The following is a 14,352-nucleotide window of genomic DNA, read 5'->3' as shown; positions in this document are numbered from 1 at the left end:
TAATTGAAACAGCTTCTGCGAGAAGGCAGTTTTTCCTGTGGATATTCCTTTTTAAGATACCTTCACACTAGTTACCCCATTTGGAAAAGGATAAAACTGATGATGAAGGCCGTCGGTTATCAACAGTCTATGCCAAGCAGTGAAAAAGAAGCGCTACAGGATATAATCCTCCCCATACCGCAAGTCTCCGGCCGGGATCTGCTGGTAGAAGTACAGGCCGTTTCAGTTAACCCGGTAGATACTAAGGTGAGGCAGCGGGCCAGCCCGGATACCGGTCAGTGGAAGGTACTTGGCTGGGATGCTGTGGGCATAGTGAAAGCGGTAGGCCCGGAAGCGGGACTCTTTAAGGTTGGCGATCGGGTTTGGTATGCGGGCGATATCTCCCGTTCGGGCAGCAATGCCCAGTACCAGCTGGTGGATGAGAGAATCGTTGGTACTGCCCCCAAGACGGTTGGCTGTGCCGAGGCAGCGGCGCTGCCTCTCACTGCGATTACCGCCTGGGAAATGCTATTCGACCGCCTGCAAGTTGCGGTGGGTAAAGGGGCAAACAACAAGTCATTGCTGATCATTGGTGCCGCTGGTGGCGTGGGTTCGATTATGGTCCAGTTGGCCCGTCGTCTGACCAATTTGACTGTGATAGGCACTGCCTCCCGCCCCGAAACCAAAAGCTGGCTTGAAGAGCTTGGAAGCCACCATGTGATCAATCATCGTGAGTCTCTTAGCGAGCAGTTAAGCCGCGAGGGCATCGATGGCGTCGACTATATCGTTAGCCTCACTAATACCGAAGAGCACTTGGCGGAAATTATCAAAAGTATCAGACCTCAAGGGAAGTTTGGTTTGATTGACGACCCCGCCTCCTTGGATGTTATGGCACTGAAGCAGAAGAGTGTGTCTCTGCACTGGGAGTTTATGTTTACTCGCGCGCTGTTTTCTACCGAGGATATGGTTGCCCAGCATGTTCTGTTGAATGAACTTGCGGAATTAATTGACCAGGGATTAATTAAAACCACTATGGGGCAGAATTTTGGGAAAATAAACGCAAATAATCTTTTAAAAGCGCATCAGCTTATCGAATCCCAGGCTGCAAAAGGAAAGATAGTCCTGGAAGGTTTTTGATAGAGTAAACTCTCTCCTACTCAGACTCATATCTATGACATCTGGGTGGGAATTTACTTTTAGTAAGCAGTCCTAATTATTCGATAAAAGAAAATAAGTGCAAGATACTTATTTTTTATTATTTGGCAGTAAATTTTTGCTTATATTTCTACCGGGCGAAAATAAACTGATAGAAAAGACATCAAAGTCACTTTTATATTTTTCCGCATTATGCAGTCACCATTTTGTTAAGTTATTAATCCTCGCATAGAAAATAAAAGTCATGCTATAACCATGCCTCGGCATTTTCCAAAGATGAGAGGGCCGCTAGGTGGCTACGACAGAAAAAAATAAAACAAAAACCGGTATTGATGCTGCTGTTATGAATGGCGACATCAATATGTTGCTTGGCGAGCCAACCCAGCCGCCAGAACAAGTTCGTGAAGAGCGTAAGAGGAAGCTGACGGCGGCTTTTCGGCTGTTTGGAAAATTTGGTTTTGATGAAGGCGTAGCCGGTCATATCACTGTCCGTGACCCGGAATATGACGATCACTTTTGGGTCAACCCTATGGGGGTTTCTTTTAAACAGATGATGATGTCACAACTGTTGCTGGTCAATCATCAAGGAGAGGTGGTTGAGGGGGATGGTTACCTTAATGGCGCTGCCTTTACTATTCATTCTCACATCCATAAAACCCGCCCAGATGTGGTAGCCGCTGCGCACGCTCATTCCCTTTATGGGAAAAGTTGGTCTACTCTCGGACGCCTTCTAGATCCCATTACCCAGGATGCTTGTGCCTTTTATCGGGATCACGGTTTGCTGGATACTTTTTCCGGCGTGGTATTGGAAATGGGAGAAGGCGCAGCCCTTGCTAAAGCCTTGGGTAACCACAAAGCACTGATATTGCAGAATCACGGATTACTAACGGTGGGTAAATCCGTCGATGAAGCTGCCTGGTGGTATATCACTATGGAAAAAAGCTGCCAGGCTCAGTTACTGGCGGAAGCGGCTGGGCAGCCTATTTTAATTGATCCAGAGGTGGCAATACGAACCCGGGCGGTTGTGGGAACTGAACTGGCGGGATTATTTAGCTTTCAGCCTCTTTACAATGTAATTGCAAAAGAACAGCCGGACATGTTTGAGTAAAGAAACCCCAAAAACACTGCCAAATTTGCAGAGTAATTTTTTGGAGCGCTGCAAAGCACTGGCACTTTTTCTCAGAATTTATTCCCTGTTTTCTATTCTCGCATAAACTTCCTGATATTGAGTGAACAGCACTAGGGAGCCTCTGAATAACTCCATGATACCTCTGGCATGCAGAGCGGTTCACAATCAAGGCGCGGCTTCGCAGGAATGTCTAGACCTTTCAAGAAGTCGCAACGCGGAGTGTGAATCGCTCTGCAAGCCCCGAAGGGCGGGCCTTGAAGGCCACATCTGCTGCGTTGCAGCTCTTGCAAAGGGCTACGGCCATTCGCGGCGAGCTGCGCCTAACATCTGCAGCCTTCAAGACCCGCAGAGGCATTACGGAGTTATTCAGAGGCTCCCCAGTTACTCGATAGAGATCTATTTCAATAAGGCGTCACAGGGAACTGTAGCGAGTAATGCACTATCTGGTTATTGCGCTGGTGCTGTTGTTAGTTGTGGCCATTACCCTGGTTATTGCGCGCCTGTTGCCTTTACCTATTCCACTGCCTTTATTGCAAATTGCTGCGGGAGCAATACTGGGTAGCTTTTTGGGAATAGAAATACCCCTCGAGCCAGAAATTTTTTTCCTGCTGTTTGTTCCGCCCTTATTGTTTATTGCCGGTTGGCGAATACCGAAAGGAGCCTTGTTTCGAGATATCGGTGCCATTGTTACCTTGGCTATTGGATTGGTGCTTTTTACCGTTGTGGGTATGGGATATTTTATTTCCTGGCTGGTGCCGGTCATGCCACTGGCGGTAGCTTTTGCGGTAGCGGCAATTTTGGCACCGACCGATCCCGTGGCGGTATCGGTGGTCCACGGTGGAACTTCTATGCCACCACGGCTGGAGCATATCCTCGCCGGAGAGTCCCTGTTTAATGATGCCTCGGGATTGGATATTTTCCGTTTTGCAGTGATTGCCGCCCTCACCGGGACCTTTTCATTTCCCCACGCACTGGCTGGTTTTTTCTGGGTCGCTATCGGCGGTGTGGTTATTGGCGCTGGAGCGGCATTTGCCTGTGGATATATTTTGCGCCTGCTGGTCAGAATTGGCGGTGAGGACACTACTGTACAAGTTCTAGTGAGCTTATTAGTGCCCTTTGCGGCTTATATCGCCGCCCATACTTTACAGGTATCGGGTATTTTGGCGGCTGCCAGTGCTGGAATTGCGACTCACTATACCACCTTACACGGCGCGGAAATGTCGACTACACGGATGGACCGCCGTGCAGTATGGAAAACAGTACAAGCAGTTCTTGACGGTATTATTTTTGTTCTGTTGGGAGAGCAATTGGTTCGAATTACCGGAGCGGATTTCTCCGGTGCGCGCCACACTGGTGACTTAACAATTATTTTTTATGTCCTGGCAATATTTGTTGTACTACTTCTCCTGAGATTTGTGTGGGTATGGGTCTCCCTATATCTCTCACGTTTTGGGCAGAAAGTAGAATCTTTTGGTACCCATTTTTTATTGGTTAGCGTGTTGACCATCGCCGGGGTAAGAGGGGCGATTACATTGGCGGGAGCCTTTTCCCTTCCCCTCGCTATGACAGATGGAAAGCCGTTGCCCGGTCGTGATTTAGCCCTGATTATTGCAATGGGCGTTATCTTGCTCTCCTTATTGCTGGCAAGTTTTTTATTGCCTGTTCTATTGCGCCGTTTACCCGAAGCTCCCAATTTTGCCGCTATCGGTGATGAAAAAGGTGCGCGCATATCTGCTGCCACAGCGGCAGTGAATCAGCTAATGAATATGCGTCATGATATTGATCGAGGCGAAAAAGATCGCGATCTCGCTTTTGAGGCGGTGGATCACCTTTTGGCTATTTATCGGCGGCGCATAACCCTAGGAGAAGATGAAAGCGAGGATATTATCTGGATGCGTTCCAGGGTTGAGCGTCATTACCACCTTGCCGCACTTTCCGCTGAGCGCGAACAACTGTTGGAATTGCGTGTCTCCAGGAAGATTGATGATGAGCTCCACCGCAAATTGGTTTTGGAGGTCGATCTGGTAGAGGCGAGCTTAATTAACAAAGAATAAATTTTCTCTTGTAATAGACACGCTAAAATTGGTGAAAACTTGATATGGAGTTTGTAGAGCTGTGTTCAGTTAATGGGGTCTCCCTTTTTCAGAAAAGAAAAATAGACAGTCCCCAGCGCGAGCCCCTGGGTAATTACTCAATCCCCTATCCCGCCAAGCAGGTGCAGTTCCGGGAGTTTAGAGAAGGGCAGCGTTTTGATTGGCACTGTGCCCCGCAGGCGCAGTTTATTCTTTATCTTGAAGGCAGGGTGAAGCTCACAACCAGCTCCGGTGAACAATATATCTTTGCTCCCGGAGATATCTTATTAGCCAATGATTTACACGGAAAGGGGCATATCAGCGAGAGTCTGAGTCCTGGTAGGGCTGCCATTGTCGTGCTTAATGACAACCCCTAGGGCCAATAACCGGCTTACTGTTTTTCCATCTCGGGCTTGGCTTCTTCCCAGTAGTGATCCAGATGCAGGTCCTTGTCGCGGCGGTCTTGTTGTAATGCCTGCAAAAGCTGCTCGCGATAGATTCGGCTTTGCGCAATATGCTGGGACTCATCGCGCCAGTAGGGGAAAAGTGCCTCCAGCATACGCTGGTCGTGCTGCTTGAATTTCAAGGCGGCGCGGCGCGCCTGTATGGGACTGAGTCCCAATAGTTCCAGCGCCTTTTCGCCGATGGTCAGGGCCGAGTCCACGGTCTCGCGGAAGATATAGCGGACCCCGGCTTCCATCAAAGCATATTGGTGCATACGGTTGCGGGCCCGGGCGAGGATGGTCACATTGGGGAAGTGTTTTTGCAGCTGGGCCACAATTTCCAAACAGGCGGCCTGGTCGCTCAAGGTCAGGATAACCAGCTTTGCATTTTGGGCTCCGGCGGCGCGCAGCAGATCCTCTCGCGAGGCATCTCCGTAGTAAGCCTTGATACCATAGCGGCGCACCAGGTCCAGTTGTTCTGCATTGCGTTCGAGTAAAGTGGTATTGAAACCGCAGGCATTTAGAAGTCGCCCGGCGATTTGCCCGAAGCGCCCGTAGCCAATAATGATTACCGGTGAGCCCGAATCCACAGGCGGTGATGTATCTATGTTGGCGGGAACCTCTGGGCCGGTGACAAACCGAGGCTGGATAAACTGTTCGTAGATCAGCAGCAGCACTGGTGTCAGGGCCATGGTCAGAGCAATTTGAGCTACTAACAGATTGCCGATGTCCGCACTCAGGACCTGAAGTTGGGTAGAGAACGCTACCAATACAAAACCGAATTCACCGGCTTGCGCCAATGACAGAGCGAACAACCAATCCTCGCCCTTTGACATTCGCAAGGTGCGCGCCAGGGCAAACAGCACGGTAAATTTAACCAGCACCAACGCCAATGCTAATCCGATAAGCACCAGCGGGTTGTCCGCGATCAGGGAGAAATTCAGGCTGGCACCCACGGCGATAAAGAAGAGACCCAACAGCAGGCCCTTAAAAGGCTGTATATCCGCTTCCAGCTCATGGCGGAACTCGCTCTCGGCCAGCAGTACCCCGGCGAGGAAAGTACCCAGTGCCGGCGATAGGTCCAGCCAGGTCATTACCGCAGCTGCGGCAAATACGATAAGTAGCGCGCTCACGGTAAACAGTTCGCGCACTTGGCTGCCTGCCATTAGACGCAGTAAGGGACCGAGGAGGTAACGCCCGGCGAAAATAAAAGCCAGCATGGTGCCGATGACTGCCGATGCGTAATACCAACCACTCAAGCCACTTTCATGGGGGCTGGCAGCGGTACCTGCCAGCAGTGGCAATAGCGCGAGGATGGGAATAACCGCGATATCCTGGAACAAAAGTACCGCAAATGCAGCGCGCCCGCCCTGGCTTTTCAGCAGGCCCTTTTCACTGAGGGATTGCAATACGATCGCAGTTGAGGACAGTGCCAGGATCAGCCCGATAGCCACCGAAGAGCGCCAATCCATCTCGGAAAAGGCGAGAACCAATCCAGCGATGGCCGCAGCGGAAAACAGTAGTTGGGCACTACCGGTGCCGAGGATAGCACCGCGCATTTTCCACAACTTCTTCGGCTGCAGTTCTAAGCCGATCAGGAACAGCATGAGTGCAACACCAAACTCGGCAACGTGCATCTCATCGCTGGCATCGCCGACCAGGCCTAGGGCACTTGGGCCTATGGCCACACCGGCGAGTAAGTAACCGAGGACTGAGCCCAGGCCCAGGCGGGTGGCAATGGGTACCGCAATCACTGCGGCAGCCATGAAAATTACTGCCTCAATAAGGAAGCCGGAGTGTTCCATTTAATCGTTATCGCTATTTGGCTGTCGGTTGCTGGGGCTCGTCGCGTTCGGGCTCAGAAAACTCCCGGCTGCGACGAATCAATGGCGCTATGGTAGAGCCCTGTACGACGATAGAAAAGAGCACCACGCCATAGGTCATGACCACCCACAGGTAGCGAAGGTCCTGTCCCTGGACGAAGGCACTGCCGGCGGGAATCGACATCGCCAGCGCCAATGCCAGACCACCTTTCAACCCTCCCCATATCAAAATCCGGTTGGTATAGGGGTGGTACTTGCGGCGACTTTTTAAATACAGGAAGGGTATGCCGACAGCGAAAACCCGGGCGGTAAGAACAATGACAATGCCCACTGCCATCAGAAGGTAGTCGGAGGGGCGCAGGTCGATAGTAATCAGGAACAGGCCCACCAGCAGGAAGAGCAAACCGTTGAGGAAATCTTCGGTGATGCTCCAGAAATTATCCAGCTCGTGTTGGCTCACCCGGGAAAAGCCGCGCTCGCGGGTAAAGTTGCCAATAATGATACCACTCACCACCATTGCCAGGGCGCCGGAGACTCCGAGTACATTGGCCAGGGAAAAACCGGCGGTGGGAATAACCATGGTCAGCATCAATTCCAGGCTGTGATCATTGGTACAACAAATGGCCCAGTGGAAAACGCCACCAATGATCAGTCCCAGCAATATGCCCCCCAGTGCCTCGATAGCGAATAGCTCTGCCACTGCCGGTACTGTGGGTTGGCCGCCTTCGAAAGCGAGTGCATAAATCACCGCGAAGATCACGATACCGAAGCCATCGTTAAACAGGGACTCACCTTCCACCTGAATGGAAACCTGCTCAGGGGCTTTCAGGTTTTTCATAATTGCCAGTACGGCGATAGGGTCGGTGGGAGAGATCAATGCACCAAATAACAGGCAGTAAACAAAAGCTACCGGCATATTGATCAGCATCAGGAACCAGTAAAGAAGGGCCCCGACCACAAAGGTGGAAATGAGGGTACCGACAATGGCGAGAAGACCGATCTCCAGTTTCTGGTTGCGCAGTTCCAACAGATCGATATGCAAACTGCCGGCAAAAAGCAGAAACCCGAGCATTCCCTTGAGCAGAATATCCTCAAGGTTGAGCAGCGGCAGAAGCTGATCTGCCCAGGTGCGCAACTCCACCACCCCCAACTTGCCCAGGGCGGTGACCAATAGTGATAGGGCCAGGGCACCGGCGGTAATAGCGATTGTGGTTTGGGCGCGCAATACGTATTGGTTCAAGAAGCCCAGAAAAACTGATACAGCGGCAAGAAAACAAAATGTGTAATAAACTTCCATGCCGTGTGTGGACTCCAGGGCTGAAATATTCTTGGATGGTTTAATGCCATTTTGGGGAGCGCCCCGGTGGCAATTTATATGATGGTGAGTGTGCCGTTATTGTAGTCGTGCAGAGGCTGCTCGATTTCCCTTGGAGTGGATCTAGGGCAACAGGATTACACCGGGGCGGGCCGCGCAGGCACAAGCGGCCAACTCCCTTTTATATGGGCGCGCAATTGTAGCGGCTCTAGGGCGCCACACAACTGCATTTTTCAGTTTTGCGCTCAAACGGATCAACTTCCCCTACCCACTAAAATTCATTAATGCCTTAGCTTTTTAAACATTACTTCATTACTTACTAACTGCCAATTAGTAGATTCCTACTGACTATTGAAAATAAAAAGGATGATTATCACGCCAATCTAGTAGTGTTTATCCCTCCTGAGTAAAGGCAGCTACCGACTATCTCATGAATTTTCACGACAGTGTCTACACTGGTTGATAGTCCATACCCATAAATGCGCAATTGAGGAAGTAGTAGTGAAGCATTCGATGTTGTGCGACACCTCAAAGCTGATCGGTCGGGTACTGATGTCGCTGATCTTTATATTTGCCGGCTGGAATAAAATTGGCGGCTACGAAATGACAGAGGCCTTTATGGTTTCCATGGGGATACCCGGCTTCATTTTGCCCCTGGTCATCGTTATTGAGTTGGTGGGAGGACTCGCGGTGTTACTGGGGATATTCACCCGGATTTCTGCTTTTGTCCTTTTCCTGTTCTGTCTCGCTTCGGCCTTCCTGGTACACCTGTCCCCTAGTGATGCAACAGAAATGACCAGCTTTATGAAAAATATCACGATTGCCGGTGGTTTCCTGATTCTGACCTGTGCCGGTGCCGGTCGCTTTAGCCTGGACCATTGGATACGCGGTAAGTAGATTTCAGCAACAGTTGTATAGAGGAATTCAAGCCAGTTTCAATCGAGCTTCAGTGGGGAGAAATTAGCCGGGCCTATACTGCCTGGATATAGGTAATGACTCTACAGGATTACCATGAAGCTTTTTTATGCACCGGGTGTTTGCTCTCTATCACCTCATATTGTCGCCTGTGAAGCAGGGATCAATCTGGGCCTGCAAAAGGTCAATCTAAAAACCCACGAGCTGGAAAACGGCGACGACTTTACAAGGATTAGTTCTAAAGGGTACGTGCCGGCACTGCAACTGGAAGGCGGAGAAGTACTGACAGAAGGTCCGGCAATCGTCCAGTTTTTGGCGGAGCAAAAGCCCGACGCGCAACTGGCGCCACCAGTGGGCACCCTGGCCCATTACCGGCTTCTCGAATGGCTCAACTTCCTCAGTGCTGAAGTCCACAAGCTATTCAAACCACTGTTTTGGCATGGTACAGAAGAAGAACAGGAGGATTCCCGGGTTAGGCTTATCCGCTGGTTTGACTATATCGAAGGGCAGCTTGATAAAGACTACTTAATGGGAGACGGTTTCACGGTTGCCGATGCCTACCTGTATGTTCTCTCTCGCTGGCTGAAACATCAGCAGTTTGATATGCCCCGGTGGCCCCGGCTTCAAGCATTCCAAAAGAGAATGGAAGAAAGGCCCGCAGTGCAGTGGGCGCTTCAGGAGGAAAGTTTAGAGCCGGTGTAAAGAGCTGCCATTAACGCGGGGTAAAGCGCCGGGTCGCAGGGATATCGGACTCGATCGGTTGGCGAACCTTCGCGACAAATAGTGCAGAGAGTAGTGCCACAAAAGCACAGCCCGCCATAGATCCTGCAATAGGTGTCAGGGTTCCGGTGTGCAGGCTGCTCGCCATTCCACCCAGTATCCCCCCGGTAATAAACAGGGCGGCGCCGTATAGCGCATTGGCACTACCGCTGATTTTGGGGAAGAATTCCAAATAACAGGCGGCGGCATTGGGGCCGGTAATACCGATACAGCTCATCACCAGTACCAGGGGAATCATCCACAGGGTAAGTTCTTTGACTCCTGTCATAGTTCCCAGCAGCAGTAGGCCGCAACCCAATAGCTGCAACACAATACCCGCCAGCAGGATATTGCGCGGCTCAAAAAAGTTCAGCAGGCGGATGTTCACCTGAACCATGCAAATAAGCCCGAGCACGCAGATACCGAAAAACAGTGGAAACTGATTTGCACTAACACCGAAGTAATCCATAAACACAAAGGGAGCGGTGGTGATGTAGATAAACATCGAACCGCTGACACAGGCTTGTGCAATCAGGAACCCAATAGCGCGGGGATTGCGCAAAACCTGGCCGTAGCTGCCCACGAGAGACTTTAGCGGCATCATCTGGCGGCGTGCGCGGGTAAAGCGGGAGACAGTCTCCGGTAGCAGCAGCTGTACTAGTACGAGCATTGCCAGAGCGTACAGTAACAAAAAGACGAAAATACTCTGCCAGCCGCCTACGGCTAGCAGTGCGGAGCCGATCACCGGGGCGATCAGCGGTGCAATCAGCATGATGGTGCTAATCAGGGAAATAATTTTTGCCGCCTCACGGCCACTGTGTAGGTCGCGCACTATGGCAGCACATATTACTGTGGCAAAGCCGCCGCCAACTGCCTGGCAGAAGCGCAGGATAATCAGTTGGTCTACATGGTCGGTAAACAGGACTAACAGGGAGCTGGCTATATAGATACTGAGGCCGATAGTTCCTACAAGGCGCCGTCCCCAGCGATCTGATAACGGTCCGCCAAATAGTTGTCCGAGGGCAAAGCCCAGCAGAAAACTGGACACTGAGTACTGCATCCGCTCGACTTCTGTATCCAGGGCCGCCGCCATCGCCGGAATGGCCGGCAGGTAGCTGTCGATGGAAAAAGGTGTCAGGGAAACGAGTGCGGCCAGCCACACCACTAGCCAGCGCGGGGCTTTCTCGTCCGGGTTAGAAGCGATGGATGTCATTATGTTGCTCAGGTACAGCCTGGAAGGATCTTCCCGGCAAAGCCCAATTGGCGGGAAATGGCTTTGGTAGAAACGGGCGGGCACATTGTCCCTTGCCCGCTTTGGATATCAGGGAGTTTAGTGCTTGTCTTCCCGCAATGTGTACAGTCCCTGTTTCAGTTTCAACAGGTGCTCCTGTAGCTGAGGACCTTTGCGCTGGGCTACGCCGATAGCGAGGACATCGATTACCACCAGGTGGGCGATGCGCGAGGACAGCGGCGTATAGATCTCAATATCCTCTTCTACATCCACTTCCAGTGGGATGCTGGCTTGCTGTGCTACCGGCGAGCCGCTCGGTGCCAAACCAACCACTAGAGCGCCCTGCTCTTTTGCCATGCTCATGGAGCGAAGTAAGGCCTTGGTGCGACCGCTCTGGGAGATAGCTACTACTACATCTCCCGCTTGCATGGACATGGCCGACATATTCTGGATGTGGTGGTCCGAGTGGGCAGCGGTGGCCAACTGTAGGCGGAAGAACTTGTGCTGGGCATCGGCGGCGACGGCACCGGAGGCGCCAAAACCGAAGAATTCCACCCGCTTGGAAGCGGCCATCGCAGTGACAGCGGCCTCGAGGGCACGGTCGTCAATTCTATCGCGGACTTTCAGCAGGGTATCCACCGTGGAGTCGAAAACCTTGCGCTTATACTCGGCAATGGTATCCGTTTCCGTAACCGCAATCTGGCCGAAGCTGGGGCTGGAAGCCAGCTGCTGCGCCAGGTTCAGCTTGAACTCCTGGAATCCGGAGCAGCCCACGGCGCGGCAAAAGCGCACCACGGTCGGTTCACTCACCTGGGCTTCAGTAGCCAGGTCGACGATGCGCATATGAATGATTTCATCGGGGTTGGCGAGAATATACTCCGCCACCTTGCGCTCTGATTTGCGCATGGATGACAGTTGTTCACTGATTCGTTGCGTTACTTCCGCCGGTTTCACAGGACTTCCTTCTCTATGCCAGATGGCGCAGTTTAGCCGCTGCGCCCTCTGCTGGCGAGCGACATCACATTACATTGTCAGGCGGGACAAAATCCTGTTTATTTACACAGGTCTTGTGCATCAGCTCTGGTACAATCTTCGCCCATGGACGTATCTCAGATTTTAGACCCCCTCAACGACGCCCAGCGCGAAGCAGTAGCTGCCGCGCCCGGCAATCAATTGGTTCTGGCCGGTGCCGGCTCGGGCAAGACCCGGGTGCTGGTACACCGCATCGCCTGGCTGATGCAGGTGGAGGGCGCCTCGCCCTACTCCATTATGGCGGTAACCTTTACCAACAAGGCGGCCCGCGAGATGCGCGCCCGTATCGAAGAGCTGCTGGGGGTGAATACCTTTGGCATGTGGGTGGGCACCTTCCACGGCCTGGCTCACCGCCTGCTCAAGGCTCACTGGCAAGAAGCCAAGTTGCCGCAGAACTTCCAGATCCTGGATTCCGACGACCAGCTTCGCCTAATCAAGCGGGTACAGGCAGATCTGGGGCTGGATGATAAAAAGTGGTCACCGCGTGAAACCCAGTGGTGGATTGGCGCGCAGAAAGATGAAGGTCTGCGTCCGCAATATATCAATGCCGGCGCCGATCCCTGGTTGCAGACCATGGTGCGAATCTATTTCGCCTATGAAGAGGCCTGTCAGCGCGGTGGATTGGTGGATTTCGGCGAGCTGCTGCTGCGCGCCCACGAGCTCTGGCTCAATAACGACGCTATTCTGGCCCACTACCGCCGGCGCTTCCCCCATATCCTGGTGGATGAGTTCCAGGATACCAACACGATTCAATATGCCTGGTTGCGCTTACTCGCCGGTGAGCAGTGCCATATCACCGCCGTGGGTGACGATGACCAGTCTATCTACGGTTGGCGCGGTGCCAAGATCGAGAATATCCAGCACTTTTCCACAGACTTACGAGAAGTGCAGACGGTGCGACTGGAGCAGAACTACAGGTCCACCTCCACCATTCTAAATGCGGCAAATGCGGTGATCGCTAATAACAGTGGTCGCCTAGGCAAGGAGTTGTGGACCAAGGGTGAAGAGGGTGAGCCCATCGCCGTCTACGCGGCCTACAACGAACAGGATGAATCGCGCTTTATTGTCGAGCGCATCAATGACTGGGTGCGCGACGGTAATCGCCGCGACAGCATCGCCATCCTCTACCGTTCCAATGCCCAATCCCGGGTACTTGAAGAAGGGCTTTTGCGCGAGCAGGTTCCCTACCGTATCTATGGCGGCCAGCGCTTCTACGAGCGCCTGGAAATCAAGAATGCCCTGTCTTACCTGCGCCTGATTACCAACCGCGATGATGACACTGCGTTTGAACGAGTGGTGAATACGCCCACCCGTGGCATCGGTGCGCGCACTGTAGAGATGGTGCGTTCTTATGCCCGGGAGCAGGGCTGCTCCCTGTGGCAGGCGGCCAAGCTGATGTTGCAGCAACGGGTTTTGGCTGCTCGCGCCGGCAATGCCCTGCAGAGCTTCCTGGACCTGATTAACCAGCTGGCAGCGAATGCAGAAGATAAAGAGTTGGATGCTATTGCTGAGGATGTGATCGAAAACAGCGGTTTGTTGGAGTTTCACGGCAAAGAGAAAGGCGAGAAAGGCCAAACACGGGTGGAGAACTTGCAGGAACTGGTCACTGCCTGTCGCGGCTTTACCGGTGCAGGCCTGCCCGAGGGAGAGGAAGATGAGGAGGAAATCCCGCTTCTTAACCAGTTCCTCGACAGTGCTGCCCTCGATGCCGGAGAAGGCCAGGCGGATGAGTTTGAGGATGCCGTCCAGCTGATGACCCTGCACTCCGCCAAAGGCTTGGAGTTTCCCCTGGTATTTATGGCGGGTGTGGAGGAAAACCTTTTCCCCCACAAGATGTCTGCGCAGGAGCCCGGCCGCATGGAGGAGGAGAGACGCCTCTGCTATGTGGGTATCACCCGCGCCATGCGCAAGCTATACATTACCTACGCGGAAAACCGGCGTCTGTTTGGCAGCGAAACCTATAACAGCCCTTCCCGCTTTATCGGCGAAATTCCGTCCAAGTTTGTACAAGAAGTGCGCCTGAAGACCGAAATTTCCCGCCCACTCTACCAGGCGGATTACGGCAAGGTAGGCCAGTTTTCTGACCCGGCGCCAGACTTCGATGATTTGCCCCCGCTGGTCCTGGGCGGGCGAGTGGACCATGCCAAGTTTGGTGAAGGAACTGTCATTGAGTTTGAGGGAACGGGTCCTCGAATGCGGGTGCTGGTTAATTTTGATGATGTTGGCGACAAGAGGCTGATACTTTCAATGGCCAAGTTGCAGCCGCTTTGAGTGATGGCTTGAGCTGGCACTAAGCATTAAATACTGAGTGCGGGAGCATGTCGGTACTGAGAGGCATGCAGAATTGAAAGTTAGATAGTGGTGAATGGATTCCAGCGATAGCGGCAATCCATTCAAAATACCAGGGTCAGATCACAGGGAACTTCCCCTGAGGACCTAAGTTGGCGACCAAAGCGTCTGCCGATAATTTGTACAATACAAAAATAACGATAAATTAGT

The 14,352-nt window shown here is 52.4% G+C and carries 12 protein-coding genes; 8 read left to right on the top strand and 4 right to left on the bottom strand.

Going from position 1 to position 14,352, the window contains the following annotated elements:
- Positions 1–99 precede the first annotated feature (99 nt).
- The 5 genes from ACJJIQ_RS20250 to ACJJIQ_RS20230 all read left to right on the top strand — a co-directional run bounded on the left by ACJJIQ_RS20250 (position 100) and on the right by ACJJIQ_RS20230 (position 4,712).
- Positions 100–1,116 carry a zinc-binding alcohol dehydrogenase family protein gene (locus tag ACJJIQ_RS20250; protein ID WP_445362865.1) on the top strand — a complete coding sequence of 339 codons (1,017 nt, stop codon included), beginning with the start codon at positions 100–102 and terminating at the stop codon, positions 1,114–1,116.
- A gap of 310 nt (positions 1,117–1,426) precedes the next feature.
- Entirely contained in the window at positions 1,427–2,242 is an 816-nt protein-coding gene (locus ACJJIQ_RS20245; protein WP_445362864.1) for a class II aldolase/adducin family protein, read from the top strand.
- Positions 2,243–2,484: 242 nt separating this feature from the next.
- Complete coding sequence (locus ACJJIQ_RS20240; protein WP_445362863.1) at positions 2,485–2,655, top strand: hypothetical protein; 171 nt, start codon at positions 2,485–2,487, stop codon at positions 2,653–2,655.
- A 42-nt stretch (positions 2,656–2,697) separates the two neighbouring features.
- A complete protein-coding gene (locus ACJJIQ_RS20235) occupies positions 2,698–4,317 on the top strand; it encodes a Na+/H+ antiporter (protein ID WP_413663851.1) in 1,620 nt (539 codons plus the stop codon).
- A 44-nt stretch (positions 4,318–4,361) separates the two neighbouring features.
- Positions 4,362–4,712 carry an AraC family ligand binding domain-containing protein gene (locus ACJJIQ_RS20230; RefSeq protein ID WP_445362862.1) on the top strand — a complete coding sequence of 117 codons (351 nt, stop codon included), beginning with the start codon at positions 4,362–4,364 and terminating at the stop codon, positions 4,710–4,712.
- A gap of 14 nt (positions 4,713–4,726) precedes the next feature.
- Here ACJJIQ_RS20230 and ACJJIQ_RS20225 read toward each other — a convergent pair whose 3' ends face one another.
- Both ACJJIQ_RS20225 and ACJJIQ_RS20220 read right to left on the bottom strand, forming a co-directional pair.
- On the bottom strand, positions 4,727–6,583 hold the full coding sequence (locus ACJJIQ_RS20225) for a monovalent cation:proton antiporter-2 (CPA2) family protein (RefSeq protein ID WP_282930597.1): 1,857 nt from the start codon (positions 6,581–6,583) through the stop codon (positions 4,727–4,729).
- Between the two features lie 13 nt (positions 6,584–6,596).
- Positions 6,597–7,898, bottom strand: a complete 1,302-nt coding sequence (locus tag ACJJIQ_RS20220; protein ID WP_282930598.1) for a cation:proton antiporter — start codon at positions 7,896–7,898, stop codon at positions 6,597–6,599.
- Between the two features lie 519 nt (positions 7,899–8,417).
- Here ACJJIQ_RS20220 and ACJJIQ_RS20215 point away from each other — a divergent pair.
- Together ACJJIQ_RS20215 and gstA are read left to right on the top strand one after the other, a co-directional pair.
- Positions 8,418–8,813, top strand: coding sequence for a DoxX family protein (locus tag ACJJIQ_RS20215; protein ID WP_445362861.1), 396 nt, complete (start codon positions 8,418–8,420; stop codon positions 8,811–8,813).
- A 114-nt stretch (positions 8,814–8,927) separates the two neighbouring features.
- Positions 8,928–9,533, top strand: a complete 606-nt coding sequence (gene gstA / locus ACJJIQ_RS20210; RefSeq protein WP_445362860.1) for a glutathione transferase GstA — start codon at positions 8,928–8,930, stop codon at positions 9,531–9,533.
- Positions 9,534–9,543: 10 nt separating this feature from the next.
- On the opposite strand, the gene ACJJIQ_RS20205 is transcribed toward gstA, so the two are convergent.
- On the bottom strand, positions 9,544–10,803 hold the full coding sequence (locus tag ACJJIQ_RS20205) for a multidrug effflux MFS transporter (RefSeq protein ID WP_445362859.1): 1,260 nt from the start codon (positions 10,801–10,803) through the stop codon (positions 9,544–9,546).
- Positions 10,804–10,920: 117 nt separating this feature from the next.
- Complete coding sequence (gene hexR, locus ACJJIQ_RS20200) at positions 10,921–11,775, bottom strand: transcriptional regulator HexR (protein ID WP_282930602.1); 855 nt, start codon at positions 11,773–11,775, stop codon at positions 10,921–10,923.
- A gap of 144 nt (positions 11,776–11,919) precedes the next feature.
- On the opposite strand from hexR, the gene uvrD reads away from it, so the two are divergent.
- A complete protein-coding gene (gene uvrD, locus ACJJIQ_RS20195; RefSeq protein ID WP_445362858.1) occupies positions 11,920–14,124 on the top strand; it encodes a DNA helicase II in 2,205 nt (734 codons plus the stop codon).
- Positions 14,125–14,352: the final 228 nt, after the last annotated feature.

This window comes from Microbulbifer maximicatervae (SeqCode) (genome assembly GCF_052468295.1).
This window is presented reverse-complemented; position numbering and strand designations above follow the sequence as displayed.